This is a genomic window from Sphaerimonospora mesophila, assembly GCF_001417795.1.
Taxonomy (GTDB): domain Bacteria; phylum Actinomycetota; class Actinomycetes; order Streptosporangiales; family Streptosporangiaceae; genus Sphaerimonospora; species Sphaerimonospora mesophila.
The window spans coordinates 249979-276702 of the sequence record NZ_BCBX01000037.1 but is presented as its reverse complement, the minus strand read 5'-3'; the positions used below and the strand labels follow the sequence as shown (position 1 = coordinate 276702).

General features: G+C 69.4%; 21 protein-coding genes. 9 read left to right on the top strand and 12 right to left on the bottom strand.

Going from position 1 to position 26724, the window contains the following annotated elements; all coding sequences use genetic code 11:
- Nucleotides 1-121 precede the first annotated feature (121 nt).
- Together hisC and AP234_RS18995 are read right to left on the bottom strand one after the other, a co-directional pair.
- On the bottom strand, nucleotides 122-1180 hold the full coding sequence (gene hisC, locus AP234_RS19000) for a histidinol-phosphate transaminase (protein ID WP_055481003.1): 1059 nt from the start codon (nucleotides 1178-1180) through the stop codon (nucleotides 122-124).
- Between the two features lie 32 nt (nucleotides 1181-1212).
- Nucleotides 1213-1734, bottom strand: a complete 522-nt coding sequence (locus AP234_RS18995; RefSeq protein WP_055481002.1) for a hypothetical protein — start codon at nucleotides 1732-1734, stop codon at nucleotides 1213-1215.
- Between the two features lie 161 nt (nucleotides 1735-1895).
- Between AP234_RS18995 and AP234_RS18990 the strand changes: the two genes are divergently transcribed.
- Both AP234_RS18990 and AP234_RS18985 read left to right on the top strand, forming a co-directional pair.
- A complete protein-coding gene (locus tag AP234_RS18990; RefSeq protein WP_055481001.1) occupies nucleotides 1896-2321 on the top strand; it encodes a hypothetical protein in 426 nt (141 codons plus the stop codon).
- A 35-nt stretch (nucleotides 2322-2356) separates the two neighbouring features.
- Nucleotides 2357-3184, top strand: coding sequence for a polysaccharide deacetylase family protein (locus AP234_RS18985; RefSeq protein WP_055481000.1), 828 nt, complete (start codon nucleotides 2357-2359; stop codon nucleotides 3182-3184).
- 370 nt (nucleotides 3185-3554) lie between these two features.
- On the opposite strand, the gene AP234_RS18980 is transcribed toward AP234_RS18985, so the two are convergent.
- The 6 genes from AP234_RS18980 to AP234_RS18955 all read right to left on the bottom strand — a co-directional run bounded on the left by AP234_RS18980 (nucleotide 3555) and on the right by AP234_RS18955 (nucleotide 11539).
- Nucleotides 3555-4802, bottom strand: coding sequence for an acyltransferase family protein (locus AP234_RS18980; RefSeq protein ID WP_055480999.1), 1248 nt, complete (start codon nucleotides 4800-4802; stop codon nucleotides 3555-3557).
- Nucleotides 4803-4839: 37 nt separating this feature from the next.
- Entirely contained in the window at nucleotides 4840-5496 is a 657-nt protein-coding gene (locus tag AP234_RS18975; RefSeq protein ID WP_055480998.1) for an NrtR DNA-binding winged helix domain-containing protein, read from the bottom strand.
- Nucleotides 5497-5506: 10 nt separating this feature from the next.
- Nucleotides 5507-7414 carry a DUF4434 domain-containing protein gene (locus tag AP234_RS18970; RefSeq protein ID WP_055480997.1) on the bottom strand — a complete coding sequence of 636 codons (1908 nt, stop codon included), beginning with the start codon at nucleotides 7412-7414 and terminating at the stop codon, nucleotides 5507-5509.
- Nucleotides 7415-7452: 38 nt separating this feature from the next.
- Entirely contained in the window at nucleotides 7453-8544 is a 1092-nt protein-coding gene (locus tag AP234_RS18965) for a glycosyltransferase (RefSeq protein ID WP_200926587.1), read from the bottom strand.
- Between the two features lie 13 nt (nucleotides 8545-8557).
- A complete protein-coding gene (locus AP234_RS18960; RefSeq protein ID WP_083502229.1) occupies nucleotides 8558-9823 on the bottom strand; it encodes a nucleotide sugar dehydrogenase in 1266 nt (421 codons plus the stop codon).
- 105 nt (nucleotides 9824-9928) lie between these two features.
- Entirely contained in the window at nucleotides 9929-11539 is a 1611-nt protein-coding gene (locus AP234_RS18955; RefSeq protein WP_235558244.1) for a glycosyltransferase, read from the bottom strand.
- Between the two features lie 227 nt (nucleotides 11540-11766).
- Between AP234_RS18955 and wecB the strand changes: the two genes are divergently transcribed.
- The 3 genes from wecB to AP234_RS18940 all read left to right on the top strand — a co-directional run bounded on the left by wecB (nucleotide 11767) and on the right by AP234_RS18940 (nucleotide 17042).
- Nucleotides 11767-12909: a non-hydrolyzing UDP-N-acetylglucosamine 2-epimerase gene (gene wecB, locus AP234_RS18950; RefSeq protein ID WP_055480995.1), complete on the top strand. Its 1143-nt coding sequence runs from the start codon at nucleotides 11767-11769 to the stop codon at nucleotides 12907-12909.
- A gap of 322 nt (nucleotides 12910-13231) precedes the next feature.
- Nucleotides 13232-15355 carry a glycosyltransferase family protein gene (locus tag AP234_RS18945; protein ID WP_055480994.1) on the top strand — a complete coding sequence of 708 codons (2124 nt, stop codon included), beginning with the start codon at nucleotides 13232-13234 and terminating at the stop codon, nucleotides 15353-15355.
- 133 nt (nucleotides 15356-15488) lie between these two features.
- On the top strand, nucleotides 15489-17042 hold the full coding sequence (locus tag AP234_RS18940) for an MDR family MFS transporter (RefSeq protein WP_235558243.1): 1554 nt from the start codon (nucleotides 15489-15491) through the stop codon (nucleotides 17040-17042).
- A 75-nt stretch (nucleotides 17043-17117) separates the two neighbouring features.
- On the opposite strand, the gene AP234_RS18935 is transcribed toward AP234_RS18940, so the two are convergent.
- The 3 genes from AP234_RS18935 to AP234_RS18925 form a co-directional block, all read right to left on the bottom strand.
- Complete coding sequence (locus tag AP234_RS18935) at nucleotides 17118-18605, bottom strand: SPFH domain-containing protein (RefSeq protein ID WP_055480993.1); 1488 nt, start codon at nucleotides 18603-18605, stop codon at nucleotides 17118-17120.
- A 41-nt stretch (nucleotides 18606-18646) separates the two neighbouring features.
- Nucleotides 18647-18847: a hypothetical protein gene (locus AP234_RS18930; protein WP_055480992.1), complete on the bottom strand. Its 201-nt coding sequence runs from the start codon at nucleotides 18845-18847 to the stop codon at nucleotides 18647-18649.
- Nucleotides 18848-19084: 237 nt separating this feature from the next.
- Entirely contained in the window at nucleotides 19085-19900 is an 816-nt protein-coding gene (locus AP234_RS18925) for an SDR family NAD(P)-dependent oxidoreductase (protein ID WP_055480991.1), read from the bottom strand.
- Nucleotides 19901-20084: 184 nt separating this feature from the next.
- Between AP234_RS18925 and AP234_RS18920 the strand changes: the two genes are divergently transcribed.
- The 4 genes from AP234_RS18920 to AP234_RS18905 are packed head-to-tail and all read left to right on the top strand — an operon-like array spanning nucleotide 20085 to nucleotide 24018.
- Entirely contained in the window at nucleotides 20085-22676 is a 2592-nt protein-coding gene (locus AP234_RS18920) for a nitrate- and nitrite sensing domain-containing protein (protein WP_160330468.1), read from the top strand.
- Entirely contained in the window at nucleotides 22673-23080 is a 408-nt protein-coding gene (locus AP234_RS18915) for a roadblock/LC7 domain-containing protein (RefSeq protein WP_055480989.1), read from the top strand. Before AP234_RS18920 ends, AP234_RS18915 begins: the two co-directional genes overlap by 4 nt.
- A 13-nt stretch (nucleotides 23081-23093) precedes the next feature.
- A complete protein-coding gene (locus AP234_RS18910; RefSeq protein ID WP_055480988.1) occupies nucleotides 23094-23462 on the top strand; it encodes a DUF742 domain-containing protein in 369 nt (122 codons plus the stop codon).
- A complete protein-coding gene (locus AP234_RS18905; protein WP_055480987.1) occupies nucleotides 23443-24018 on the top strand; it encodes a GTP-binding protein in 576 nt (191 codons plus the stop codon). Before AP234_RS18910 ends, AP234_RS18905 begins: the two co-directional genes overlap by 20 nt.
- On the opposite strand, the gene AP234_RS18900 is transcribed toward AP234_RS18905, so the two are convergent.
- A complete protein-coding gene (locus tag AP234_RS18900) occupies nucleotides 23990-26119 on the bottom strand; it encodes an HNH endonuclease (protein ID WP_268778070.1) in 2130 nt (709 codons plus the stop codon). The genes AP234_RS18905 and AP234_RS18900 overlap by 29 nt on opposite strands.
- Between the last annotated feature and the right edge of the window lie 605 nt (nucleotides 26120-26724).

Here is a 26724-nt window from a genome sequence, read left to right as displayed (position 1 = left end):
GTAACGTCCCGCACCCTGGAGCGGTTCGACCGGGACTTCAGCGGGGGCCACGCGTCCCGCCGCCAGAGCGTGATAGCCGACCGCTATCCGCGGCGACAGGAGTCGCGAGGCCCCGACGGGGTCAGGTCAGGAAGGCCGCGGCGGCGGTGAGGAAGGTGTCGTTGGCCTCGGCGTCGCCAATGGAGATGCGGGCGCCCTCGCCGGCGAAGGGCCGTACGGCCACCCCGGCCGCGGCGCAGTGCTCGGCGAACTCCATCGTGCGGTCGCCGACCCGGAGCCAGACGAAGTTCGCCTCCGTGGGCGGGACCTTCCAGCCCTGGGCCACCAGCGCATCACGCACCCTGTCCCGCTCCTTGACGGCCTCCTCGACCCGAACGTTCAGCTCGTCCTCGGCGGCGAGCGACGCGATGGCGGCGGCCTGCGCGATGTGGTTGACCGCGAACGGCAGCAGCGTCTTGCGTACGGCCTCCGCCACCGCTGCCTGCCCGATCAGGTAGCCCACCCGCAGCCCGGCCAGGCCGTACGCCTTCGAGAAGGTGCGCAGCACGGCGACGTTGCCGCGCTCGCGGTAGAAGTCCAGGCCGTCGGGCACGTCCTCGTCCCTGACGTACTCCCGGTAGGCCTCGTCGAGCACCACGAGCACGTCGTCGGGCACCCGGTCGAGGAAGCGGCGCAGCTCGGCCGTCCGGTTGACCGTGCCGGTCGGGTTGTTGGGGTTGCAGACGAAGACCAGGCGGGTCCGCGGCGTGATCGCCTCGGCCATCGCATCGAGATCGTGGGTCTCGTCCTTCAGCGGCACCTGGACGGACGTCGCCCCGGCGAGGCCGACGAGCAGCGGATATGCCTCGAAGGAGCGCCACGCGTAGACCACCTCGGCGCCGGGTTCGCCGACCGCCTCCAGGATCTGCTGGGCGACCGCCACGGACCCCGCGCCCAATGCGACATGCTCGGCCGGCACGTCGTACCGCTCGGCCAGCGCCGCGGTGAGCTTGGCCGAGCCGGGATCGGGATAGCGGTTGATCTCCGTCGCCGCCCTGGCGATCGCCTCGACCACCGAGGGCAGCGGCTCATGCGGGTTCTCGTTGGAGGACAGCTTGTACGAGCGGCCATCTGAGGAGACCACCGATTTGCCCGGCTTGTAAGGGGCCATGGTCTCGAGAAACGAGCGGAATCGCGGCATACCGCAACCTTAGAAGATGACTCCGGGCAGCTCTACCTGTAGTAGACGTAGAGCGACTTCCAGGTGCCCGCGTACTGACAGTTGAGCGACGGCTTGGCGGCCTTCCGCTCGGAGCAGACCTTGACCTCGACCTCCCCCACCTTCTTCGCCGAGAACGCGAACTTCTTCGCCTTGCCGTACGAGCAGGTGCGGTAATTGCGGTACGCCAAATGCGGCTGGTTGGCGGAGTCGAAGTAGCTGATGCGGAAGACGGCCCACCCGCAGGTCGACGGCGTACGGCTCAGGCTGACGACGCTGCCGGTGACCTTGACGAGGGGGTTGGGCAGGCTGGGGTCGTCCTTCGGCGCGGCGGTCAGCTTCCCGTTCGCCTTGGCCTTCGTCCCTCTGGCGTAATAGGGACCCCACTTGCCGTTGGCTGTCGCGTTGGTCGTCGCGCCGGTCGTCGCGCCGGCCGTTGTGTCGGCGGTGGCGCCGGCGGACGAGGCGGTCATCGGGGCGAGGGCGAGGATGCCGGCCGCCGCGAAGGCGATGCCGACCAGGGGGCGGGTGATCATGGCGGGAATCCTTTCGATCTGCTGTCGACGGCAGTCTGCATTCAGACGCTTTCAGCCACCTTGAGGAGCGCTGAAAGGGGACCGCGGCCACCGATCCCTCACCTGGTAGCACCGAGAACGCCTCGTTAGGATCACGCCGTAAGCCTTCAATTGGGGAGAACATGACGACCGGTGCCGAGGGCGAGGGGTTGCGAGACGCGGATCCCCGGCAGATCGATCCGCACCGCATCCTCGGCAGACTCGGTCAGGGCGGCATGGGCACCGTGTTCCTGGGCCGGGACGCGGAAGACCGCGAGGCGGCGGTCAAGGTGATCCACCCGCACTGGGCGGCCGATCCGGATTTCCAGCGCCGGTTCCAGCGCGAGGTGGCCGCCGCGCAGCGCTGCGGGGGATCGTCGACCAGGCCCTCGCGAAGGACCCCGCCCGGCATGTCGGACGATCGATGCGACCGGGGCACGGCCGGTCCGAAGGACCCGCTTTACGGCATCGTCACCCCCGGGGGGGTGCCTGGTGGCCGAATCTCGCCCTCCAGCGCGCCAAGGACGCGGTTCCGCCGCTCTAAGCCTATTTTCAGGGTTTCTCACTAAGATCCTGCGGCATGTGGCGGAATATCAGGATTTTGATGGCCGGTCTCTGCGCTGCCGGCGTGTGCGTGACCCCCGCGACGGCGGCGTCGGCGACCGCCACGCCGGCCACGACGCAGCAGCAGACGAAGGCCGAGAACGATACGAACAGCAAGACGAGTGGCAAGACGAAGGCGGAGCCGTACTGCGCGAAATACAAGTGCATCGCCCTCACGTTCGACGACGGCCCGTGGCCGTACACCCCCGAACTGCTCGACACCCTGAAGAAGCACAACGCGAAGGCGACGTTCTTCCTGCTGGGCCGGAAGGTGGCCAACCGGCCCGAGATGACCCAGCGCATCGCCGCGGAGGGCCATGAGATCGGCAACCACACCTGGGACCATCCGGACCTGACCAAGCTGCCCGACAACGAGGTCTTCAGCGAGATCACCAGCACCTCGGACATCATCTACGAGACGATCGGCAAGGCGCCCACGATGATGCGGCCGCCGAACGGCGCCACCAACGCCCACCTTGCCCAGCTCATGGCCGAGGTGGGCCTGCCGCAGATCCTGTGGAGCCACTCCACCCTCGACTGGCAGGCCAGGAACACCAAGGTGATCGCCGAGCGGACGCTCGCCGGGGCCAAGCGGAACGCGGTCATCCTGCTGCACGACATCGTCCCCGAGACGGTGAAGGCCATGCCGGGGGTGCTGACGAAGCTGGAGAAGCAGGGCTACCGGTTCGTCACCATCACGACCCTGCTGCAGGGCCGTGAACTCAAGGGCGGCGAGATCTACCCGCCGCGCCCCAAGAAGACCTCGACCAAGTCCCCGGCCAAGACCTCGACCAAGACCTCGACCAAGACCTCGACGGACAAGAAGTAGCCGCGACGCCTCGGGGCCTGCCTGCCGAGCCGATTCCTTGACAGGAAAAGTCAGGAAAAGCGGTGATCGCCTGGTGCGCCTGCCCCGGGTGAAGATCGAGCATCGGCCCCACCGATACGAGGACGGGACTCTTCGCCTCGGCGGCGAGATCTACGGGATCGCCGCCGAGATCGAAGATCCGTACGGCTGGGTGTGGGCCGCCCTGACCTTAATGGACGGCACCCGTTCCCCCGGTGAAATCGCCGACCTGCTCCACCACAGCCATCCGGAGGTGCCGGACGCTACGTCTGTCGTCGAGCAACTGGTCGCGTCCGGATATGTGGAGGACGCGGCGGCCGCGCGGGCATGGTGGCGCAGGCACGGCCACCGGCTACGGGGTGCGTTGGGCGGGCGCGGGCTGGGCCAGCGGGCGCTCTCCCGCGTTCACGCCGGCGCCTCCTTCGGAGGTCTCGGCGACCGCGGTGGCCGCCCCGGCTACGGCGGTGGCCGCCGCGTTGGCAGCGGCCGTGGCGGCGGCGGTGGCGGCGGTGGCCACGACGGCGGTTGTCTCGAGGGAGCGGGTGAGCGCGGCTTTCAGCCGGGGCTGCAGCGGCCGCTCCACCAGCCGGTAGACGGCGTACGCGACGGCCAGGACGGCGGCGACCACCAGTGGCAGCGTGAGCCGGTTCCCGAGCACGGGGTGCAGCGCCTGGATGAGCAGGAATCCGACGTGGTGGTGGAAGAGGTAGAGCGGATAGGTCAGCGCGCCCAGCGTGGTGAGCCAGCGCCAGTCGAGCCGGTCGAGCGACCCCCGCGCCACCAGGATCATCACCAGGAAGATCAGCGAGATCACGCCGACCACGAGCGCCGACCCGAGGGAGTGGCCGAACCTGGTGAACGCGGCGGGCTTCTCTCCGAGCACGTTGACGAGCGCGAGCACCCAGCCGATCCCGACGAACAGCCAGGGGAAGACCGACCCGCCGAAGCGGTGGATGAGATAGAGCGCCATCCCGGCGATGAAGTACGGCGCGGCGAACGGCACCAGCACGGCCTGGAGGAGGTCGGCGTCCACCCGTTCCGCGATGACGAGGAGGAACACCCAGCCGCCGAGGAATGCCAGGCAGCGGCGGTAGGTGATGCCTATCGCGGCGAAGCACGCGATGAGCGCGTAGAAGACCAGCTCCTGCCAGAGCGTCCAGTACACGATCTCCAGGTCCCTGATCCGCAGACCGTGCTGGAGCATGGTCATGTTGGCCAGCAGTTCGCTCAGGGACGGCCGGTGATCGGTGATCAGCCCGCCGACGGCCAGCCCGCCGAGGACGAGCACGCTCGCCCAGTAGGCGGGGTAGAGCCGGGCGATCCGCGAGACGGCGAACTCGCCGGTCGTACGGCCCCAGGCGCTCATCAGGATCACGAACCCGCTGATGACGAAGAACAGCCGCACGCCGTAGACGCCGAACATCGTGACCGCGCTCAGCGCGGGAAAGGCGTTCGGCGTGCCCCAGGCACGGGTCTCGCCGAAATGGAACAGCACCACCCCGAGCGCCGCGCAGAACCGTAGAAGGTCGAGGACGCGCAGTCGCGGGGGATCGGGAAGTTTGGCCGGCGCATCCGAAATGCGGGGGGCCGTGAAGAGCATAGGCCGGAATATATCCTGAAAGATCCCTGAGCGACGATCAGACGCGTAGCATCGGCGGGTGCAGGAGCACGGCCGGGCCCCGGCGATAGAGCATGGCGGGCCGGCCGCCGTCCCTCGTGGTCGTACGGCCCGTCGGCATGAGGAACCCCTCGGTCTTGGTGACCTTGCGGTGGAAGTTGCGCGGGTCGAGCTGCCGCCCCCAGACGATCTCGTAGACACGGCGCAGCTCGGCAACGGTGAACTCCGGCGGGCAGAAGGCCGCGCCCAGCGAGGTGTACTCCAGCTTGCCCCGGGCCCGCTCGACCCCGTCGAGCATGATGCGGCGGTGGTCGAAGGCCATCTCGGTCAGCTCGGCGACCGGCTGCCAGCTCATGTGCGCCTCGGTCGAGGCGGGCAGGTCGGGGGCGAGACCCAGGTAGGCGACGCTGACCACCCGCTGGCGGGGGTCGCGGTCGGGATATCCGTACGTCTGCAGTTGCTCAAGGTGGACCTGGGCGCCCGGCAGCCCGGCCCGCTCGGCCAGCACGCGGGCGGCGGCGGCCGGCAGGTCCTCCTCCAGCTTGATGAACCCGCCGGACAGCGCCCACCGGCCCTCGTACGGGGGCCGGTTGCGCCGCCACACGAGCGCGCTGAGCTCCTGGGACCTGACGGTGAGCACGACCAGATCCACGCTGACCGGGATTCGCGGGATCACGACAGGCAACCTACACGTTATTGCGGTAGTAGACCGGCTCCGCCGCCTTCCTGCCGTCGGGGGCGGTCACGTCGACGCGCACCCACACCTTCTCCGGCACGCTCGCCCAGTCGACCGGGATCCAGATGCTCTCCGCGCCGACCGGCAGCCCCTCGATGGGCGCGGGGTCGTGTGCGCCGGCCAGCGCCGAGTCGACCACCCGAGGCGTCTCCACGCCGCTCCAGCTCAGCGTGACCTTGACGGCGCCGACGTGGAAGCCCCGGATCTCCAGGCCGCCCTGGCCGTCCCGGTCGTCGCGCCGCGCCTCGATCGCGATGGGCCGGTTCCAGTCGGCGGAGATCTCCTCGGACAGCGAGGGAGAGTCACAGGTGAAGAAGTCGCTCCACATGTACGAAATGATCTTGGAGACGTACGGCGCGGCCAGCGCGACCTGGGTGTCCAACCGGGCCTTGTCCGTACGCCCCCGGGCCGACTGGCGGCCGCAGACGTCGCCGCCGCCGGGCGTCGGCTCGAACGCCTCCACGTTGGCCCAGAGGCTCACGTCGACGCCCTCCTGCGCGAGCTCCTCCCGGGCCTGCGCCATCGCACGGTAGTAGTCGCGAGTCGAGCCGTGGTAGGCGTCGGCGTAGGTGGTGTCGCCGACCACGGGCTTGAGCCGGTCGTCCACCGGCTTGTTCTTCAGGTTGGGCCAGTACAGGCCGAGCTTGCCGGTGCCCCGGCCGTCCTGCGGGGCGATGATGCCCACACCGGTCCGGGCGAGTGCCTTGAACCCGGCGGCGACCTGCGCGGGAGTGGCGGTGAACTTCTTCTGCCTGCGGCCGTCCAGGTAGGGGCTGACGAGGATCGGCTTGCCCGGCAGCACCTGCTCGACGATCCGGTGCTGCTCCTCGTAGACCTGGAGGGTCTGGAACTTGCTCGGGTCGGTCCAGTCGCGGATCTGCAGCTCGAACGGCTGGTAGACGCCGCCGAGCGAGGCCCGGCCGGCGAAACGGCCGCCGTAGTCCTGCAGGACGCGCCGGGTCAGCGTGGTGAGCGTGCCGATGTGCCGGGGATCGGCGGTCGCCGTCTTGACCAGGTCGCGGGGCGCGAGCGGCAGGGCAGGGAAGACCTGGATGCCGAACTGGTCCCCCAGGTCGAGCAGCTCGGACAGGCTGTCCTTCACCCCGGCCGAGACCAGGATCAGGTGATAGCGCCGCCCCTTGGAGGTGAAGTCGCACGTGGGGTCGTCCGAGCCGTCCTCGGGGGCGATCAGCCGGTAGAAGACGGCGCCGTTCACCTCGATCTCGTGCTCCATGGACGGGCAGCGGAAGATCCCCGGGCCGAAGCGCTCGTCGGTGCGGTAGACGTAGGTCCAGGTGAGCATGTTGCCCGGGTTGGCGGCCTTGAGGTCCTTCTCGGCCGACTGCACGCAGGTGAGGCCGTTCTCCTCGCACTTGGCGTAGCGTCCGTCGGGCTTGGGCTCGTCCTGGGCGCCGTTCCCCGGGGTCGCGGTCTTCGGGGTCGCGGTCTTCGGGGTCGCGGTCTTCGGACCGGCGCCCTCGTCCAGTCTGTCCAGGATTCGGCCCTCATGGTCCACCGGGCGCGGCGACAGACCGAAGCCGAGCCGTACGACCGTGTCCCCGCCCAGGCGGTGGATGGCCTGGAGCTGGCGGCGCCAGGTGCACGGATCGGAGGTGGGGATCAGCCAGTAGCCCGTGACGGCGTACGGCGTGGCGGCGGTGGTGTCGAAGGTGCCGCACGGGTCGGTGAACGCGCTGGCCGTGGGCGAGGGCGGGCCTCCCTGCGGAGGCGAGGGTGAGACCGCGGGCGATGTGGCGCTGGCCGTCTGTGGCGCGGAACCCGCTTCTCTCAGGACGATCACGACGGATGCGACCCCGGCGAGGATCGCCATGCCCAGGATGAGGGTGAACCAACGCACGTTCAGGACACTACCGCCCGTCGTTCAAAATCAAATGATCAGCGCTTCTTGACGCCGCCCCAGGCTTCGAGCTGGGCGACGAACCGGCGCGCCGAGCTCGGCCAGTGATGGTTGGCCCGGGCGGCGGCGTAGCCGCGGGCGCCGGTGGCGCGCCGCTCGGCCGCGTCGTTTCTGAGCCGGAGCACGGCTTGGGCCACCGCGTCCGGGTTCTGCCAGGAGACCACGACGCCACACTGGTAGCGCTCGACGAGCTCCACCGCACGCGGCGACGGCGTGGTGATCACCGGGATCCCGTGCGCCATGTACTCAATGATCTTAGTGGGCATCGAGTGTCGATAGTTCGGCTCGTCGTGCAGCAGGGACAGCCCGGCGAGCGCGCCATCGAGCCGCTTCAGCGCCTCGTCGTTCGGCATGAAGTCGCGCCACTCAAGCAGGCCGCGGGCGACGGCTTCGTTGAGCACCGGCCGGCTCTGCGGGTCGGCGTAGCCGATCAGCTCGACCGCCACACGATGCGGCTGGAGCAGCCTGGCCACCTCGACCGCCTCGCGCACGCCGCGGGCCTCCGACAGCCAGCCGAGATAGACCACGCGGTCGTCGCCTGGGGGGCTGACGGTGTCGGGCACCCACGTCTCGTTCGGCACGACGAGGTGCACCTGCTTGAACCGCCCGGCGTAGGCCGTCTCGGCGAGCAGCAGGTGCAGGCGGCGTTCCGCCGTACCCTCAAGGAGCCGGGCGAGGAACCGCATCGGCGGTCGCAGGAACGCGGGCAGCCACGGCTTCAGCGAGAGCGTCGCGGGCGTGTCCTCGTGGACGTCCCAGACGACCGGCGGCCGGTTGCGCACCCCGGTCACCGCGAGCAGCAACTCGGGGTCGTGGATGAGCGCGAGATCCACGCTGCCGCGCATGCTCTTGAACAGCTTGCGCGCGGCCCACACGGCCGACAGGCGTCGCCGTTCCGCCGCCCTGGGCAGGTCCACCCCGTTGACCCACGGGCGGGGCACCACCCCGCGCGCGGTGTACGGCGCCGCGTACGTGACCTCATGACCTGCGTCGACGAGCGCGCGGATCTGCCGGTGCAGGATCCGGGCGTCCTCGGGGTGATGCACCACGGTCATGACGAGCACGTGCACGAGCGGACCCCTCCTACAACCGCTCGACGCGTTCGCCGGTCGCGAGCACGCCGCGAGTGTCGAGCACGAGCCGGGCCCGATTCTCCACCACGTCCAGATCGAATATGGAGTGCTGCTGGAGCAGCACGGTGACGTCGGCCGCCTCCACGGCCTCGGCCAGGTCCTCCGCACGCGGGATCGTCCTGCCCTCGATCTCCCACTCCGGGACGTGCGGGTCGCAGTACGACAGCTCAGCGCCCAACTCCAGCAGCGCCTCGGCCACCGGGACCGCCGGGGTCTCGCGCTGGTCGGCGATGTCGGGTTTGTAGGTGACGCCGAGGAGCAGCACGCGGGAGCCGTTCACGGCCTTGCGCTCCCGGTTCAGCAGCCGCTGCACCCGGGCGACCACGTAGGCCGGCATCCGCTCGTTGATCTCCTGGGCCAGCTCGACGAAGCGGAAGGGGTAGCCGAGCTTGCGCACGGTGTACGACAGGTAGGACGGGTCGACCGGGATGCAGTGGCCGCCCACCCCCGGGCCCGGCAGGAACTTCTGGAACCCGAACGGCTTGGTGGAGGCCGCCTCGATGGCCTCCCACAGGTTCACGTCGAGCTCGTCACAGAAGATCGCCATCTCGTTCACGAGGGCGATGTTGACGTGGCGGTAGGTGTTCTCGAGCAGCTTGGCCATCTCGGCCTCGCGGGTGCCGCTGACCGGCACCACCCGCTCGACGAACCGGCTGTAGAACGCCACCGCCCGGTCCCGGCAGGCGATCGTGTGGCCGCCGACGACCTTCGGAGTGTTGCGCAGGCCGTACTTGAGGTTGCCCGGGTCGATGCGCTCGGGCGAGTACGCCAGATGGAAGTCCCGGCCCGCCACCAGCCCCGAGCGCCGCTCCAGCAGCGGCCGTACGAGCTGGTCGGTCGTGCCGGGCCACGTGGTGGACTCCAGCACGACCAGCGTCCCCCGCTGGAGGCGCTCGGCGACCGCGTCGATCGCGCCCTCGACAGCGGACAGATCCGGCCGGCGATCCTCGTCGAGCGGCGTCGGCACGCAGATGACGATGGTCTGCGAGCGCGCGAGCACCGAGGGATCCAGCGTGGCGGTGAAGCCGCTGGAGAGCATGGCGTCGAGATCGGCGTCGGTGATGTCGTCGATGTACGACCGACCGGCGCTGATGGCCTCGACCTTACGAGGATCGACGTCCAGGCCGGCCACCCGCAGGCCGCCCGCCGCGGCCTCCTTGACCAGCGGCATGCCCACGTAACCCAGCCCGATGACCGTGAGATCGACGGGGGTCACGGGACGACCCGGGTGGTGACCTGGGGGCGGAAACAACACTTCATGGTGGCAAAGGTTATCTCAACTTGGCACCAAGGACGTCTAATGCACCAGATGTTCAGGTGATTAGCGACTCTCGGTAACTGTTTGGTAGATGTGCTGGTAGGTGCGGGCCAGGCTGCTCCACGTCCGATGCGCCGCCACCTCGGCCTTTCCCGCCTCGCCCATCGCGCGGCGACGCTCCGGATCGTCTCGCAGCGCGGCCAGGGCCTCGGCGAGGGCGGCCGGGTCGCCGGGCCGTACGAGAAGACCCGCCCCGCCCGTCCCGGCGCCTCCCGCGGTCATGTCGGCGGCGCCTCCGGCGCCGAGGAGCTCGGCGAGCGCGGGCAGGTCGCTGAGCACCACCGGCTTCCCGAGCGCCATGGCCTCGACCGGTTTGAGCGGGGTGACCAGGCGGCAGACCCTCAGGTCCTCGCGCGGGCAGACGAAGATGTCGATCGCCGCCTGCGCCTGGAGCGCCTCGTCCGGCCCCACCCGGCCGGGCAGGATCGCGTCACGCAGGCCGAGTCGCTCGACCTGCTCGAGCAGAGCCGGCCGCTCGGCGCCGTCACCGACCAGAAGGACCCGCACCGGCGTCTTCGCGTCGCGCAGCAGCGCCGCCGCGCTCAGCAGCGTCGCGAATCCCTCGTAGCCGACGATGCTCGACACCGAGCCGACGACGATCTCGTTCGCCGCGATGCCGTACCGCTCGCGGAAGGCCGCGCCGTCGTACTCCGCGGTGAGCAGCGCGTCGTCCACCGCGTTGGGCGCCAGGTGGATCCGCTCACGCGGGACGCCGCGCTCGACGATCTCGACGGCCATCGTCTCGGCGAGCGTCACGACGGCGTCGGCGGCGCGCATGATGGTCGCCTCGCGCTCGCGCTGCATGCGGTGGCGCTCGGTGCCGACCCGCCTGGGGTCGCGAGAGGCCCAGGTCTCCTCGAGGAAGCCGCGTACCTCGTAGACGAACGGGGTGTTCGTCCGCTCGCGTACGGCCATCGCGACCGAGCCGTTGCGGTGATCGGTGGCGGCGTGCAGCACCTGCGGCCGCAGGGTGCGGACGAGCTCGGTCACGTCGGCGGCCCCGCGGGTGATCCGGCCGCGGGTCTCGAACGGCACCTCGCCCTTCGGCAGCAGCCGGTAGTACGGGATCTGGTCGATCTCTTCGTACGGCTCGGCCTCGGTGTGCCCCTGCAGCATCGGCCAGCCCCAGCTCGTCACCACGTGGGGGTCGAGCCCGGCGGCACGCTGCGCGGTGACGATCCGATGCGTGCGCACCGTGTAGCCGGCCTGCGTGTACGGCAGCGCGTTGGTGACCATGTGGAGCACCCGGCCGGGCACCCGCTCACCCATGATGACCCTGGGTTTGGGCGGGATCGGGTCGGGCCCGAGCGCGGCCATCTCGCCCTCGTAGTAGGCGATCCTGCGGCGGATGAACGGCCACCGCTGGTGTGGCTGCAGCGTCTTGATCGCCTGCGTCATGTGCCCCGTGTCGAAGTGCTCCTTCGCCTTCTCCATCGGCCCGTCGGCCATCCGGCGGAGGATCTTCCGGGCGACCCTCCGCACGCGACGGGTGCCCACCCGCGTGTAGCGGGCCGCCGGCCAGGCGACACGTCCGATCACCGGGCGCAGCCCCGACGGCATGGCTTCCGCCGCGGCCTGGGCGACCCGTACGGGATCCGACTTGACCTTGCTCACGAAGATCCGTGAGACGACGACCGGATTCCTCGCGAAGCCGCGGAGGAAACCGCCCAGGCCGACCTTGGCAGACTTGGCGGCTATCCGGGAAGCCTGCGTCGGAGCTGCCGGGGGCGTGGGAGGCGTAGCAGGAGTATTGGCCTCGGGTTGCACGGCGTGAACGTACCATAGGCAACGTTTGTCCCAGAGAGGTCAAACCACCGACGACCGGATGAAAGGCGTGGTCAATGAGGGACAATCCCCTCGTCCTGCACGTGCTGGGCGCCCGGCCCAACTTCGTCAAGGCGGCCCCGGTCGTGAAGGGCCTGGCCGACCTCGGGGTCAAGCAGGGCATCGTCCACACGGGCCAGCACTATGACGCGCTCATGTCGGACGTGTTCTTCGCCGACCTGGGCCTGCCCGAGCCGATCGCGAACCTCGGTGTGGGCTCGGGATCGCACGCGCGGCAGACGGCCGCGCTGCTCACCGGCCTCGAAGAGGTGGTGCTGGAGCACTCCCCCTCGCTGGTGGTCGTCTACGGCGACGTGAACTCGACGCTCGCCGCCATCCTCGTGTGCGCCAAGCTGCACGTGCCGACCGCGCACGTGGAGGCCGGGCTGCGCTCGTTCGACCGGGGGATGCCCGAGGAGGTCAACCGGGTCGTCACCGACGCGCTGTCGGACCTGCTGTTCGCCACCTCGCCGGAGGCCCTGTCGCACCTTGCCGACGAGGGCGTCGATCCCGCGCGGGTGCACCTCGTCGGCAACCCGATGATCGACAGCCTGTTCGCCGCGCTGCCGAAGCTCGACCCGGCGCCGGTGCGGGAGCGTCTGGGCGTGTCGGACAGGTACGCGGTCGCGACGCTGCACCGGCCGGCCAACGTGGACGCCCCCGAGGCGGCACGCGAACTCGTCGAGGCGGTGCTCGGCGTCGCCGAGCAGGTGCCGGTCATCGTGCCGCTGCACCCGCGCGGGCGGCAGCGGCTGGCCGAGGCCGGCCTCGTGGACCGGCGGAACCTCAAGATCGTCGACCCGCTCGGCTACGTCGACTTCCTGTCGCTTGTACGGGGCGCGGCGCTGGTGGTGACCGACTCCGGAGGCGTACAGGAGGAGACGACCATGCTGGGCGTCCCGTGCCTCACCGTCCGGCCGAACACCGAGCGCCCGATCACGGTCACCCACGGGACCAACCGCCTCGTCACCCCCGCCGGGCTGGCCGCCGCCGCCGAAAAGGCCCTCGCGGACGGCGCGGCCACACCGAGCGGGGAGCTGCCGCCCCTGTGGGACGGCGCGGCCGGGCCCAGGATCGCCCGGGTGATCTCCGCCTGGCTGGCGGGCGACAACCTCTCCCCCGCCGCCCGCGGCCGCGTCGACCAAACCCCCTTCCCGTGATCTTGCAGTTTCTCGCAAGCCACGGTCCCGACCTGCGCGAATCGGCTCCGTGATCTTGCGGTTTCTCGCAGGCGAGCCAGCCGACCTGCGCTTACGTGTCGCGTGATCTCGCAGTTGGAAGTGCAAGATCACGAATGACGTTTTCGCCGCTCAGGGCCATGCCTGCGAGAAATTGCAAGATCACGCACGGGAAACCCCTGCTCACGGTCCGATGTGCGAGTATTCGCAAGATCACGGGGGTGGGGGGGGAACTAGCTCGGTCATATCGGCACGAAGCGGGCGGTAGTCACCGTACGATGTCTTTTCCACAAAGGGGAGAAGCATGGCTGAGACGGACGAGACTCGTGAGACCGGCGCCCAGCACCCGGGCCAGACTCCGGAGGAGCCCCAGACTCCCGAGGAGCCCCGGTTCAAGCGGCTGGGGGCGGCGAACTGGCTGCCCGAGGAGCGCAAGCAGGTCGAGCACTACGAGCAGCGGATCCGCGACCTGGAGAACCGCCTCGCCTACCAGGAGGCCCGTGCCGACTACGCCGTCTGGCGGATCAAGGCCACCCAGGTTCAGCGCCCCTACCGGGTGGCGGAGGTCCTGACGAGCACGGGATCGAAGCCCGCCAAGTTCATCCGGCTGCCGCGCGAGATCCGCAAGGTGATGAAGGACCGCAAGCGGGCGCCGCAGGCGCCGAGGCCGGCGATCGAGGTCGCGGCGGAGGCCGAGGCCAGGGGCCCAGAGGTCACCATTCCCAACCTGAAGTGGCCCGACGGCCCGACCGTGCGGCCGGACATGCCGGTCGCGGTGATCCTCGACGACTTCTCCCGGATGGCGTTCCGCTACGAGTGGGACCAGATCGAGTTCGGCCTGCAGGACTGGCGGGAGATCTTCGCCGAGAAACGGCCCGAGCTGCTGTTCTGCGAGTCGGCCTGGCACGGCAACCAGGGCCGGTGGCGCTACCAGATGACCGGGACCAACGCCCCCAAGCAGGAGTTGCGCGACCTGATCGCCTGGTGCCGGGCCGAGGGCATCCCCACGGTCTTCTGGAACAAGGAGGACCCGCCCAACTTCGACTTCTTCATCGAGACGGCCAAGCTGTTCGACTACGTGTACACGTGCGACGGCGACATGATCCCGAAATATCGGGAAAAGTTGGGGCATGACCGGGTCGGTGTGCTGCAGTTCGCCGCCCAGCCGCGCATCCACAACCCGATCCAGACCAGGTACGGCCGGCCGTACGACATCGTCTTCGCGGGCATGTACTTCCGCGACAAGCATCCCGAGCGGCGCGAGCAGATGGAGACCATCATCGCCCCTGCCCGCGATCTCGGCCTGCACATCTTCGCGCGCAACGCCTCAGTGGCCGACAAGTACGCCTGGCCCGAGGAGTATCGCCCGCACATCGTGGGCGAGCTGCCGTACGAACGGATGCTGGCCGCGTACAAGATGTACAAGGTCTTCCTGAACGTCAACTCGGTGATCGACTCGCCGACCATGTGCGCCCGCCGGGTCTTCGAGCTGTCCGCGTGCTCGACGAGCGTGCTGTCGGGGTGGTCGCGGGCGATCGAGGAGACGTTCGGCGAGCTCATCCCGGTCGCCCACTCCCAGGAGGAGGCCTACAACCGGGCGATCTACCTCATCAACAGCCCGGAGCTGCGGGCCCGCCAGGGCCATCTGGCCATGCGCGAGGTGTTCGACAAGCACCTGTTCTCCCACCGGGTCGACCAGATCCTCACCGATCTCGGCCGCCCGGTCGCCCCGCGGTCGCCGTCGATCTCCGTCGTGCTGCCGACCAACCGGGCCGGCCAGCTCGGCCACGCGATCCACCAGGTGGCCCGGCAGCGGCACCGCAACCTGGAGCTCGTGCTGGTCCTGCACGGCCTGTCCGAGGACCCGGCGGTCGTGCGGGACAAGGCGCTGGCCGCCGGCGTGCCCGCGGTCAAGGTGCTCACCGCCGATCCCGCCTGGACGCTGGGCGAGGTGCTCAACCACGGCATCGCGCACGCCGAGGGCGAGCTGATCGCCAAGATGGACGACGACAACATCTACGGCGAGCACTACCTGTCCGACCTGGTCCGGTCGTTCGACTACGCCGACGCCGAGATGGTCGGCAAGGGCGCCCACTACACGTACTTCCCCTCCCAGGACATCACGGTCCTGCGCCTGCCCGGCCTGGAGCACCGCTACGCCCACCTCATCCAGGGCGCGACGATTCTGGCCAGGGCCGACCTGCTGCGGACGTACCCGTTCGAGCCGGTGAACGCCGGTGAGGACACCCGGCTCGTACGGCGATGCAAGGCGGAGGGCATCCGGATCTACTCGGCCGACCGGTTCAACTTCATCTACATGAGGGGATCGGACGCGACCGCCCACACCTGGCAGGCCGCCGACTACAAGCTGACCCGAAACGCCCAGTTCTGCTTCGCCGGCAACCCGGAGAAACATGTCCTGATCTAGGGTGTATCTCCTCGGGTCGTGGCGCCGCCCCGTCGGGACCGTACGGCCGGAAATGTAACGACCGGAATGTATGGGCACAAACAGTGGTTGGTCACTCCCGTAACGGCGGTGTGTCCGGGGGGAGCTTGACAGGGTGAGCGCGATCACGACTGGTGACAAACGGGACGGCATCGGGTTCAGGTCCGAGCGCGGGCCGGTGCTTGCCGCCGTCATGCTGTGCACCGGCCTGGTGGCGCTGGACAGCACGATCATCGCCACCGCGGTGCCGTCCGTCGTCGCCGACCTGGGCGGGTTCTCGCAGTTCCCATGGCTGTTCTCGATCTATCTGCTCACCCAGGCGGTGACCGTCCCCATCTACGGCAAGCTCGCCGATGTCTTCGGGCGCAAGCCGGTGATGTTCTTCGGTATCGCCGTGTTCCTTCTCGGGTCCATGCTGTGCGGCATCGCGTGGAGCATGCCGACGCTCATCCTGTTCCGTGCGATCCAGGGCATCGGCGCCGGGGCGGTACAGCCCATGAGCGTGACGATGGTGGGGGACATGTACTCGGTGGCGGAGCGCGCCCGGGTGCAGGGCTACCTCGCCAGCGTGTGGGGGGTGTCGGCGGTCGTCGGTCCCACGCTCGGCGGCGTGTTCTCCGAGTACGTGTCCTGGCGCTGGATCTTCTTCATCAACCTTCCGCTCGGCGCGATCGCGGCCTGGACCCTCGCCCGGCGGTTCAAGGAGCGGGTGACCCGCGGCTCGCACCGGATCGACTACCTGGGCGCGGTGCTGCTCACCGCCGGCTCGTCCCTGCTCATCCTCGGCCTGCTGGAAGGCGGGGTGGCCTGGAGTTGGGGGTCTCCGATCAGCCTGGCCATCTTCGCCGTGGGCGTCGGCGGAGTGGCCGCCTTCGTCCTGGTGGAACGCCGGGCGGCCGAGCCGATCCTGCCGCTGTGGGTGTTCCGCCACCGCCTGCTGACCGGCGGGAACCTCGCCGCGCTGGGCATCGGCGTGCTCACCATCGGCCTCAGCTCCTACGTGCCCACGTACGCCGAGGGCGTGCTCGGCACCGGCGCGCTGGTGGCGGGCTTCACCCTGGCCACGATGAGCATCGGGTGGCCGCTCGCCGCGACGCTCTCGGGCCGCGTCTACATGCGCATCGGATTCCGCGACACCGCGCTGATCGGCAGCGTCTTCACCGTGGCCGGGGCCGTACTATGCGTCCTGCTCGGCCGGCAGTCCCAGATCTGGCAGGTCGCGGTGGCGTGTCTGATCGTCGGCATCGGCCTGGGGCTCACGTCGAGTCCCACGATGGTCGCGCTTCAGTCCTCCGTCGGGTGGGAGCGCCGCGGCGTGGTCACCGCGACCAACATGTTCTCCCGCTCGATCGGCAGCGCGGTCGGCGCGGCCGTACTCGGCGCGGTCTCCAACGCGACGCTGTCGAACCGCTTCGCCCATCCGCCCGCCTCGGTGGCCGGCGACCATCTGCCCAAGAGCGTGGACGCCACGAGCTCGGTGCTGACCGGACAGGGCGGCGCGGACGCGGGCTCGGCCGCGATGTCCTTCATCCGCGGCGCGCTGACCGACGCCGTCCACAACGTCTTCCTCGCGCTCCTCGTCGTGGCCGTGCTCATCGTGGGCGCGCTGCTTCTCCTGCCCGGCGGCCGCCCTCAGGCCGAGGCGGACGCCGGCTCCGGGACCGAGTGACCGGCCCCGGAGCCGCGTCAACCGCGCTTACCGTTAACCGCGCTTACCGTCGACGCCGTTCTCCGTCGACCCCGTTCAGGAGGCGGTGTCGATGATGTTCTTGGTGACCGGCTCGGCGCCGTTCCCGTTGACGGACTCGGTGCCGTTCACGCCGCCGCCCAGGCCGTTGCCGCCTGCGAGCAGCGACCGGGCCAGGCCGAGACCGGTGCCGCCGAGGGTGAGGGCCTTGGCGAGCATCTCCTCGATGCCCTGGGCGCCGTTCAGCACCACCATGTGGTCGACGTTGCCGAACGCCTTCGAGCCGGCCTCCACGATCTGCGGCCAGTTCTCGGCGAGCTGCTGGGCGATGACGGCCTCCTGGTTCTCGGCCAGCGCCTCCGAGCGTGCGCGGATCGCCTCGGCCTCGGCCAGACCCTTGGCCTTGGCCGCCTCGGCCTCCGCCAGTCCGCGCGCCTTGGATGCCTCGGCCTCGCTCAGACCCGTCGCCCTCGTCGCCGCGGCCTCGGCCTCACCACGCAGCCGGACCGACTCCGCCTCGGCCGCCGCCGCCTGCTTCACCTGCGACGCCTGGGCCGCCGCGCGCAGCTCGGTCTCCCGGGCCTCCGCCTCGGCCTGGGCGATGCGCGCGTCACGCTCGGCCTGCGACAGCGTCACGGTCTCGTACGCCTTGGCGTCGGCCGGCTTGCGCACCTGCGACTGCAACCGCTGCTCGGCGAGCTGGGCCTCCAGCTCGGCCGCCCTGGTCTCCTGGACCACGACCTCCTGGCGAGCGGTGGCATCCGACAGCGGGCCCGCCTGCCTGGCCTTGGCCGCGGCCTGGTCGACCTCGGCCTGATATCCGGACTGCTGGATCTGCGACTCACGGATCGCGGCGGCCTTCTTGGCGGCGGCGACCTGCTCGGCCTCGGTGGCCTCCTGATCGCGCTGGGCCTCCGCGATGCGGGCCGCCGCGGCCACCTTCGCGGCGTGCGGCTTACCGAGGTTGAGGATGTAGCCGGTCTCGTCGTCGATCTCCTGGATCTGCATCGAGTCCACGACCAGGCCGAGCTTGCTCATCTCGTCGGCGGCGGAACTGCGCGTCTCGCTGGTGAGGCGCTCGCGGTTCAGGATGAGGTCCTCGACGGTCAGATTGCCGATGATCGAGCGGAGGTGACCGGTGAACAGCTCGTGAATGGCATCGTTCATGGAGTCCTGCTGGTCCAGGAACCGCCGGGCCGCGTTGGCGATGCTCACGAAGTCGTCGCCGACCTTGTAGATCACCACTCCGCGCACCTGGACCGGGATGCCCTGCTGGGTGACGCAGGACACCTGCAGGTTGGCCGCCCGGCTGTCGAGTCTGAGGCGACGTGCCGTCTGGAAGCCGGGCAGCACGGCGGTGCCCTTGCCGGTCACGATCTTGAAGCCGAGGCTGTCCGCGAACTCGTTCTTGGTCCTGGCGCCGAGACCTGAGATGATCAACGCCTCGTTGGGCTCGGCGACCCGCCAGACCGCCTTGAAGAGCAGGATGACGATGAAGAGGACGACGACGATCGCGACGCCCAGAAACAGGAATTCCGTCGGCATTCACGCCTCCGTGATCGGGGGATGTTAGGGACTCTCCCTGGTCAGACGAACGCTCGAGCGACGTAGACCGTACGCGGCGGCGAATACTCCACGACGACGACCATCGATCCGACCGGGATCTCCTCGTCCGGCACGCTGGGATGGGCGTAGAACGCCTCCACGCCACCGCGAACCGGCACCATCACCTCGCCGACAAGTCCTGGGCCGATCTTGCCCGTGACCCTGCCCTGCTTGCCGATCAAACCGTCACCCCGTCATCACGCTCCGTAGCCGATGGTCCGGCGTGGAGCACATTGTGCAGTCCACCGCAAATGCGCACGTTACCCCGGATTAGCGCGTTACGACAGCACCGGGAGGAAAGCCCTCCGGAGTCCGTCGCGACGCACCCGCTGTACACGATTCGCCCTCGTTCAGATAACGGGCGACTTCTCATAATGGTTCCATATCAGTTCTTAAACGATTTGCCGATGATTCCGCCGTCAGGTACGGCCAAGGCCGGTGGCGTCGAGGCTGGCCTGCCACAGGCTCTCGGCGAGTGCCGGGTCGGACATCCGGCGCGGCACGTCGACGGGAAGGTCGCGGACGAAGTAACGCCCCGGGTGCGCGACACCGTCCTGATCGGTGGCCAGGTGCACGATCCTGGCGGCCCCTGCCTCCACCGGTTCCGACATGCCGGGCACGCGGGTGACCAGTCGCATATAGAAGGTGTCCGCCGCGAACCCGGTCCGCAGCACACCCGGGTGCAGGCAGGTCGCGGCCAGGCCCTGCTCGGCCAGTGACACGGTGAACAACGCGTTGGCCTGCTTGGAATCCGCGTACTGCAGCCACCCGCTCCAGCGGCGCCGCTCCCGCGACAGGTCGGCGGGATCGAGGCGCCCGGCCCTGGCCGCCCGCGACGAGGTGGTGACGACCCGGGCCGAGCACGCCCGCAACCGGTCGATCAGCAGGTTCGTCAGCAGGAACGGCGCGAAGTGGTTGACCTGCATGATCAACTCGTTGCCGTCCTCGGTGATCTGGCGCCTACCGGTCATGACGCCCGCATTGTTGATCAGCACGTCGATCCGCTGGTAGCGGTCGAGCAGTTCTCGCGCCAGTCGCCGCACCTGATCGAGGGAGGCGAAGTCGGCCACCAGGACGTCCGCCGGGGTCCCGGTGATCGAGCCGACGCGCTCGGCCACCCCGGCCAGCTTGCTCTGGTCCCGACCGACGAGCACAAGTTGGTGCCCCTGCTTCGCGAGATCAAGGGCGACAGCTGCACCGATTCCGGCACTCGCCCCAGTGATCACAGTATTCATCAGATCCTCCCAATGCGCCAGAACTGTATCGGTGCTAGCCTTCTGTGCGATCTTCCGGAGGTGCATTTTCCCCAAATGCGCGCGAGCCTCCAGCAATGCAGGAGTGGCCATGGGTTCGAGAAACCGGTCGATTCGGTTCAAGATCTTTTTGCTGCTGCTCCTCCCCCTCCTGATGCTGAGCGCTATGTGGGGGTTTGTCCTCAAGCTGACGGTTGGTGATGGTTTAGCCCTTTATAGGGCGAAGACCCTGTACGACACCCTCGGCGTCACCTCCACCGATCTCGGGCTGCAGCTCCAGGCCGAACGTGCCATCACCGCCAAGTTACTCAGCTCCGGTCAGAACAACTCGGCCGAGCTCAGCACGCAGCAGAAGAAGACCACCGAGTCGCTCGACAAGTTCGTCGGAATGGCCGGCGACGAGGACGTCCGCGGATCGATCGGCGACGAGCTCAACACCACCCTCGACTCAGTGCTCGACTCGTTCGAACGCCTGTCCTTCATCCGTGAAGCGATCACGACGGGCCGGTTCAACCGGCTGCAGGCCATCGACGGCTACAACGGGCTGATGGACCAGCTGTTCATCCTGTACGAGAGGCTCGTCTCCGTCCCGGACCTGGCCATCTTCCAGCAGGCCGGCGCGATGCAGGGCATGGGCAACGCGTACGAGATGATCGCTCGCGAGGATGCCCTGATCCGGGGAGCCCTCGTCAGCGAACGGCTGACGCAGGAGGAGCAGAACGCCTTCAGCGAGTGGGTCGCCACCCGCCGCTTCCTCTATCGGAAGAACCGGCCGGTCCTGAGCGGCGAGATGCGGACGCCGTACGAGCGGGTGCTCGGCTCCCCGATGTTCGCCCGCTTCTCCGACCTCGAAAACCTGATCGTCAACCAGGTGCGCTCGGGTGGCCCCCTGCCCGCTGAAGCGGACAAGTGGCAGTCGACGGTCCAGCACATCACCTCGGAGCTCGACTCCGCCCGCGCCTCGGCGACCGAGGCCCTCAACGTGGAGTCCACCTCCACCGCGGGCGGGATCATGATCCGCATCCTGATCGCCGGCGGCCTCGGCCTCATCGCGATCTCCATCACCATCGTCTTCTCGGTCCGGTTCGGCCGTCGCCTCGCCCGCGATCTCGCGGAGCTGCGGGACGCCGCGCTCGACCTCGCCGACGTACGGCTGCCGCGAGTCGTCACGAAGCTCAAACAGGGCGAGGACGTCGACGTCGCGGCCGAGGCGCCGCCCATCCGCGCGGGCGGATCACTCGAGGTCGAGGACGTCGCCCACGCCTTCGCCTCGGTGCAGCGGACCGCCGTCGAGGCCGCGGTCGGCCAGGCCAACCTGCGCAAGGGCGTCAGCCAGGTCTTCCTCAACCTGGCCCGGCGGAGCCAGGGCCTGCTGCACCGCCAGCTCACCCTGCTCGACACGATGCAGCGCCGCACCGACGATCCGGATGCCCTGCGGGAACTGTTCCGGCTGGACCATCTGACGACCCGGATGCGCCGTCACGCGGAGAGCCTGATCATCCTCTCGGGCTCCGCTCCCGGCCGGGCCTGGCGCAAGCCCGTACCGGTCATCGACGTCGTACGCGCCGCGATCTCCGAGGTCGAGGACTACACCCGAATCTCGATGATGCCGATGCCGGACGCGTCCCTCACCGGCGCCTCGGTGGCCGACATCGTGCACCTGATCGCGGAACTGATGGAGAACGCGGCGGTCTTCTCGCCCCCGCAGACGAAGGTGCAGGTGCGCGGCGAGGTCGTCGCCAACGGGCTGGTGCTCGAGATCGAGGACCGAGGTCTGGGGCTGGAGCCGGAGAAGTACGACGAGATCAACAGACGGCTGGCCGACCCTCCCGAGTTCGACCCCGCGGACAGCGACAGGCTCGGCCTGTTCGTCGTCAGTCAGCTCGCCGGCCGGTACGGAATCAACGTGGTCCTGCGCGGTTCGCCGTACGGCGGAACGACCGCGATCGTGCTCATCCCGCGTGCCCTGCTGGCCGACGACAGAACCACACCGGCGATCAGCGGATCGGCCGAGCATGTCCCGATCGCGTCCGCGTCGGCGGCCTCCCTTTCCCCCGCCGCGCATGTCGTGGAGGCACCGGGCGGCCGCCGAGTCCGCGGCGCGCACGCGAAAGCCACGCCGAACCATGGTGAACGGCGGGACGAGTACGCCGACGGGGAGCGGAGCGACCTCGAGTCCTCACCGTTCTTCACTCCGGCATCGCTGCGGACCGAGGCCGTGCCCTCTGCGATCAGAGATGACCTGGACGAACCGAGCTCCCACGACCCTGCCTCCCGTGCCCCCGAATCTCGGGCCGGTTCCGGGTCGGCGGATTTCGCCTCGGGAGATTTCGGCTCTGGGGATTTCGGCTCGGCAGATTTCGAGTCGGCGGGTTCCGGCTTGGGCGTTCCGGAGCACGCCTCCGTCAGGCACAATGAGCCGGAACAGAAGGGTTTGAAGCCGGACGACCTCCGCCAGAATGGATCGACTGGGAACGGCTCCCGGCCGGTGAGAGGCTCCATCGCGAACGGCACGCATGCCGGATTGCCACGCCGGGTGCGCCAGGCCAGCATCGCGCCGCAACTCCGAGGCCAGCCACCGCTGGGGGCGCCGACCCCGGACGCGGCCCCCGACAGCCGCTCTCCGGAGGAGGCCAGGGCGATGTTCTCCGCGATCCAGCGGGGCGCACAGCGCGGCCGCGAGGAGTCGGAGCAGCCGGACGACGGCACACCCGGCGACCACCCACGGAACACGCACGGCGAGAAAGGTGACGAATGACCGGCAAAGCGACGTCGACCGGCGAACTCAACTGGCTGCTCGACGATCTCATCAGCAGGGTCGCCGCCGTCCGACAGGCGGTGATCCTCTCCACCGACGGTCTCGTCGTTGGGGCCTCCCAGGGGCTGAGCCGAGAGGACGCGGAGCACCTGTCCGCGGTCGCCGCCGGCTTCCAGAGCCTGGCGCGCGGTGCGGGACGGCACTTCGGAGGCGGCGAGGTCCGGCAGACGATCGTCGAGATGGAGTCCGCGTTCCTGTTCGTGACGGCCGCCGGTCAGGGCACCTGCCTGGCCGTGCTCGCGGCCTCCGACGCGGACGTCGGCCACATCGCGTACGAGATGGCCATGCTCGTCAAGCGGGTCGGCCAGCACATCTCGACGAACCCCCGGCGGATCTCTCCGTGAGACGGCAGGCCACATGACGGAACCCAAGTGGATTGACGAAGAGGCCGGCCAGTTCGTCCGGCTGTACGCGCTGACAGGAGGCCGCACCCGGTCCTCCGGCGACGACTTCGATCTGATCGCCATGGTTACCGCCACCCGTGAGCCGACGGGGGACGACTCGAGCATCGGGCCCGAACAGCGGCGAATCCTGGAGATCGCCGACCACGGTGCCTCGGTGGCGGACATCGCGTCCGAGGTGGGCCTGCCGCTCGGCGTGGTCCGCGTACTACTCGGGGATCTCCACGACCTGGGACTGATCAACGTACGGTCCCCGGTCAAGGTGGCGCCGCTGCCCAGCGAGCGCATTCTCAAGGAAGTGATCAATGGCCTTCGCGCCCTCTGAGGAGCCGGTCGCCCTCAAGATCCTCGTGGCCGGCGGATTCGGTGTCGGAAAGACCACGCTGGTCGGGGCGATCAGTGAGATCCGCCCGCTGCGCACCGAGGAGGTGCTGTCCGATCGTGGCGTCGGCGTGGACGACACCGACGGCGTGGAGGGGAAGACCACCACGACCGTGGCGATGGACTTCGGCCGGATCACCATCAGGGAAGGCCTGGTGGTCTACCTGTTCGGCACGCCCGGCCAGGAACGTTTCTGGTTCATGTGGGATGAGCTGTCTTACGGCGCCCTGGGGGCTGTCGTGCTGGCCGACACCCGTCGCCTCACGGACTGTTTTCCGTCGATCGACTATTTCGAGCAGCGCGGCACCCCCTTCATCGTCGCCGTGAACTGCTTCGACGGCGCCGAAAGCCACGAGCCCGAGGACGTACGGATCGCTCTCGACCTCGATCCCGACGTACCTGTGCTGCTCTGTGACGTACGGCGACGCGCCTCCGCCAAGGTCGTGCTCGTCACGCTCGTCGAACACGCACTCAAGATGCTGACCGCCGCGCAGCGGTAGACCCCGCCTCCGTTTCGCCCCGAAGCCCTCGCCCCTCGGGAGCCCCTGTCTCTTCAGGGACTGCTACCTCTTCAGGGGCTGGCCCTTCAGGGGGTGCGGCCCCCTCAGGATGCGCTCGCCCTTCCCCTACCGGGGAGGGGGTCCTGGCTACGGTCCTCTCGAACCCGAAAGGCCGTACGCCACGTGTCCCAGCACGGGAGGGGCCGATGTAGATGAACTCCCAGCGGTCGGGGCCGATCTTGCGGCGTTGGTAGCGGTCGGGGTGCAGGTAGCGGTCGCGGTTGTGGTGCTGGCACATGGGGCCGAGTCTGGCCAGGTCGGTGTGGCCGCCTTCGCTCCAGTTGTCGAGGTGGTCGACTTGGCACATGCTCGCGGGGAGGGGGCAGCCTTTCACCATGCAGGTGTCGTAGCGGGCGGCGATGGCGCGGCGTTGGGCGGGGGTGGCCAGGCGGACTTTGCGGCCCATGTCCAGGACCTGCCCCTCGGTGTTCATCACCAGGCGGACGAGGGTGGAGGTGCGGGCCAGGCGGTGGATGTCGGTGATGGGCAGCAGGTGTCCGGTGGACAGCAGCAGCCCGGGCAGGGTGCGCAGCACCGACTGCCACCGCCAGTCCCCGGCCTCGGGTCCGCTGTCCCCGAAGCCGCCGTCGACGCTCCAGAAGCGGAAGCCTGTGCTCCTGGAAGTCGCACCCCGGGGGTCCACGCCCCCACGGGGATCGCTCCTGCCGGGATCGCCTCCGCCGGGGTCGCCGAGGTCACCTCTGCCGGGGTCTCCGGGGTCGTCTCTGCGGTCGGCCTCGGGAAAGAATCCAGGAGCAGGCTCGGGAGCGGGAGTGGATTCGGGGGCGGGCGCGGGCACAGAAGCGATGCCGGGAGGGTGATCAGGATCGAGGTCGTTACCGGCGTCCTCGCCGGTTTCCGGGCCGGTTCCTTTGCCGGTCGCATGTGCCGGGCCGTCGCTCCGGACGGCGTCACCGGGCGCGGTGTCCTCAGGCACGGTGCCCTCGGGCATGGTGCCGCCGGGCATGGTGCCCTCGGTGACATCAGGCACGGTGCTGTCGGGCACGGTGTCACCAGCCATGGTGCCGTCGGGCGTGGTATCACCAGGCGCAGTGTCGTCGGGCGCGGTCTTGCCGGGAGTGACGTCGTCAGACGCGGTGCCGCCGGGAGTGGCGTCATCAGGAACGGTGTCACCGGACGTGGTGCCCTCGGAGGTGCCGTCTTCGGGCGCGACATCGCCAGGTGCGGCGTCGCCAGGTGCGGCGTCGCCAGGTGCGGCGTCGCCGGGAGTGGCGTCGCGGGGAGTGGTGCTGTGGTGGGTGGATTGCCCGGGGGCGGCGCCGTGTTCGGAGTCGTGGGGGGTGGGGTCGTCGGGGAGGGATTCGGCGTTGATCAACACCAGGAGTTCGGTGGTGATCTGCTGCTCCAAAAGTGCGATCAGCGTGTCGGCGTTACGGACTCGAAGCGGCCGGTCATCTCCCTGGGCCGTGGGTTTGGCGTAGGCGTCCAAAAGGGTCCGTAGCCGGGCGGCAGCCTCCCGCGGCAGACGGAACTCCCCCTCCACCCCACCGCTCTCGGTCTCCCGCAACAGCAGGAACCGGGCGTCGTAGTCGGCGGCGGCGTCCTTGACCTCCCCGCCGGGGTCCAGGACCGCCCGCAGATACCGTCCCGCTTTGGCGATCTCCTGCGGCCCGGCGCAATCGGCCAGCTCCACAAGGATCGTCTCGGCCTTGGCCGCGTCCTCATCACCGAGCCCGGTGGTGGCCGCGCAGATCGCCGCCACCACCGCCTCGGTCAGGTTCCCGGCGGCGTACCGTGCCCGTACGTCGGGCAGGCGTGCCAGTTCGACGCCCAGGGCGACGGTGCGGTAGGCCGTCCGGCGGCTCATCCCGCACACCGACCGCAACCACGTCCGCGTCGAGGCATGCCCGGCCGGGCGGGCCGCCCCGGCCGCGTGCACCCGCGCGGCCCGTAGGGCGATCGCCGCCTCCAGCCGATCCCGCGCGAACGCCAACTCCTCCACCTGCGCCAGACACACCTCCGCAGAGCCCGGCAGCGCCGTCACCGCCAACGCCAGCGCGGCCTCCCGCACCTGGCTCACCAACGGCCACGAAAGATCCTCAACCCCGACCACGCCCGCGGAATCCGCCGCACACGCACCGCTCAGACCACCCGAAGAACCACCCGGAAAACCGCCCGGGGACCCCTCTGCAGGGACACCCGAGGCGCCGCCCTCAAAAGCATCCGAAGCATCACCCGGGGAACCGCCCGGGACACCACTGGGAGCATCACCCGGAGGGCCGACCGTCGCAGCACCGGAAGGATCACCTGAGGAGTCACCCGGAGAACCGTCCACGGGACCGCTTGAAGCACCAGCTGCGGGGCCGTCCAGGACACCGCTGGGAGCATCACCCGAGACGCCACCCCTAAAAGCGCCCGGAGCATCACCCGAGCTGCCGCCTCCGGAAGCGCCCGGAGCATCATCGGAAAAGCCATTCGAGGAGCCACTGAAGGAGCCACCGGAAGGGACATCCGCAGCCTCCCGGACACGCCGAAGAGCATCGTGATCACGGCCATCGATGCGCGCCTGGGGAACGTCGGCCGTACGAGCCGCACCAGCGGACACAGGAGCGCTCACGCCGCCGCTGCGCGTGTCGCCTTCACGTTCTCCTGGGCGCACACCGTTCCCGGGCACGCCGCTCCGAG

What these genes read in the sequence shown, in the direction of transcription:
- hisC (WP_055481003.1), bottom strand. Translation starts at nt 1,180, where the DNA reads ATGCCGCGATTCCGCTCGTTTCTCGAGACCATGGCCCCTTACAAGCCG.
- AP234_RS18995 (WP_055481002.1), bottom strand. Translation starts at nt 1,734, where the DNA reads ATGATCACCCGCCCCCTGGTCGGCATCGCCTTCGCGGCGGCCGGCATC.
- AP234_RS18990 (WP_055481001.1), top strand. Translation starts at nt 1,896, where the DNA reads ATGACGACCGGTGCCGAGGGCGAGGGGTTGCGAGACGCGGATCCCCGG.
- AP234_RS18985 (WP_055481000.1), top strand. Translation starts at nt 2,357, where the DNA reads ATGGCCGGTCTCTGCGCTGCCGGCGTGTGCGTGACCCCCGCGACGGCG.
- AP234_RS18980 (WP_055480999.1), bottom strand. Translation starts at nt 4,802, where the DNA reads ATGCTCTTCACGGCCCCCCGCATTTCGGATGCGCCGGCCAAACTTCCC.
- wecB (WP_055480995.1), top strand. Translation starts at nt 11,767, where the DNA reads ATGAGGGACAATCCCCTCGTCCTGCACGTGCTGGGCGCCCGGCCCAAC.
- AP234_RS18945 (WP_055480994.1), top strand. Translation starts at nt 13,232, where the DNA reads ATGGCTGAGACGGACGAGACTCGTGAGACCGGCGCCCAGCACCCGGGC.
- AP234_RS18935 (WP_055480993.1), bottom strand. Translation starts at nt 18,605, where the DNA reads ATGCCGACGGAATTCCTGTTTCTGGGCGTCGCGATCGTCGTCGTCCTC.
- AP234_RS18925 (WP_055480991.1), bottom strand. Translation starts at nt 19,900, where the DNA reads ATGAATACTGTGATCACTGGGGCGAGTGCCGGAATCGGTGCAGCTGTC.
- AP234_RS18920 (WP_160330468.1), top strand. Translation starts at nt 20,085, where the DNA reads ATGTGGGGGTTTGTCCTCAAGCTGACGGTTGGTGATGGTTTAGCCCTT.
- AP234_RS18915 (WP_055480989.1), top strand. Translation starts at nt 22,673, where the DNA reads ATGACCGGCAAAGCGACGTCGACCGGCGAACTCAACTGGCTGCTCGAC.
- AP234_RS18910 (WP_055480988.1), top strand. Translation starts at nt 23,094, where the DNA reads ATGACGGAACCCAAGTGGATTGACGAAGAGGCCGGCCAGTTCGTCCGG.
- AP234_RS18905 (WP_055480987.1), top strand. Translation starts at nt 23,443, where the DNA reads ATGGCCTTCGCGCCCTCTGAGGAGCCGGTCGCCCTCAAGATCCTCGTG.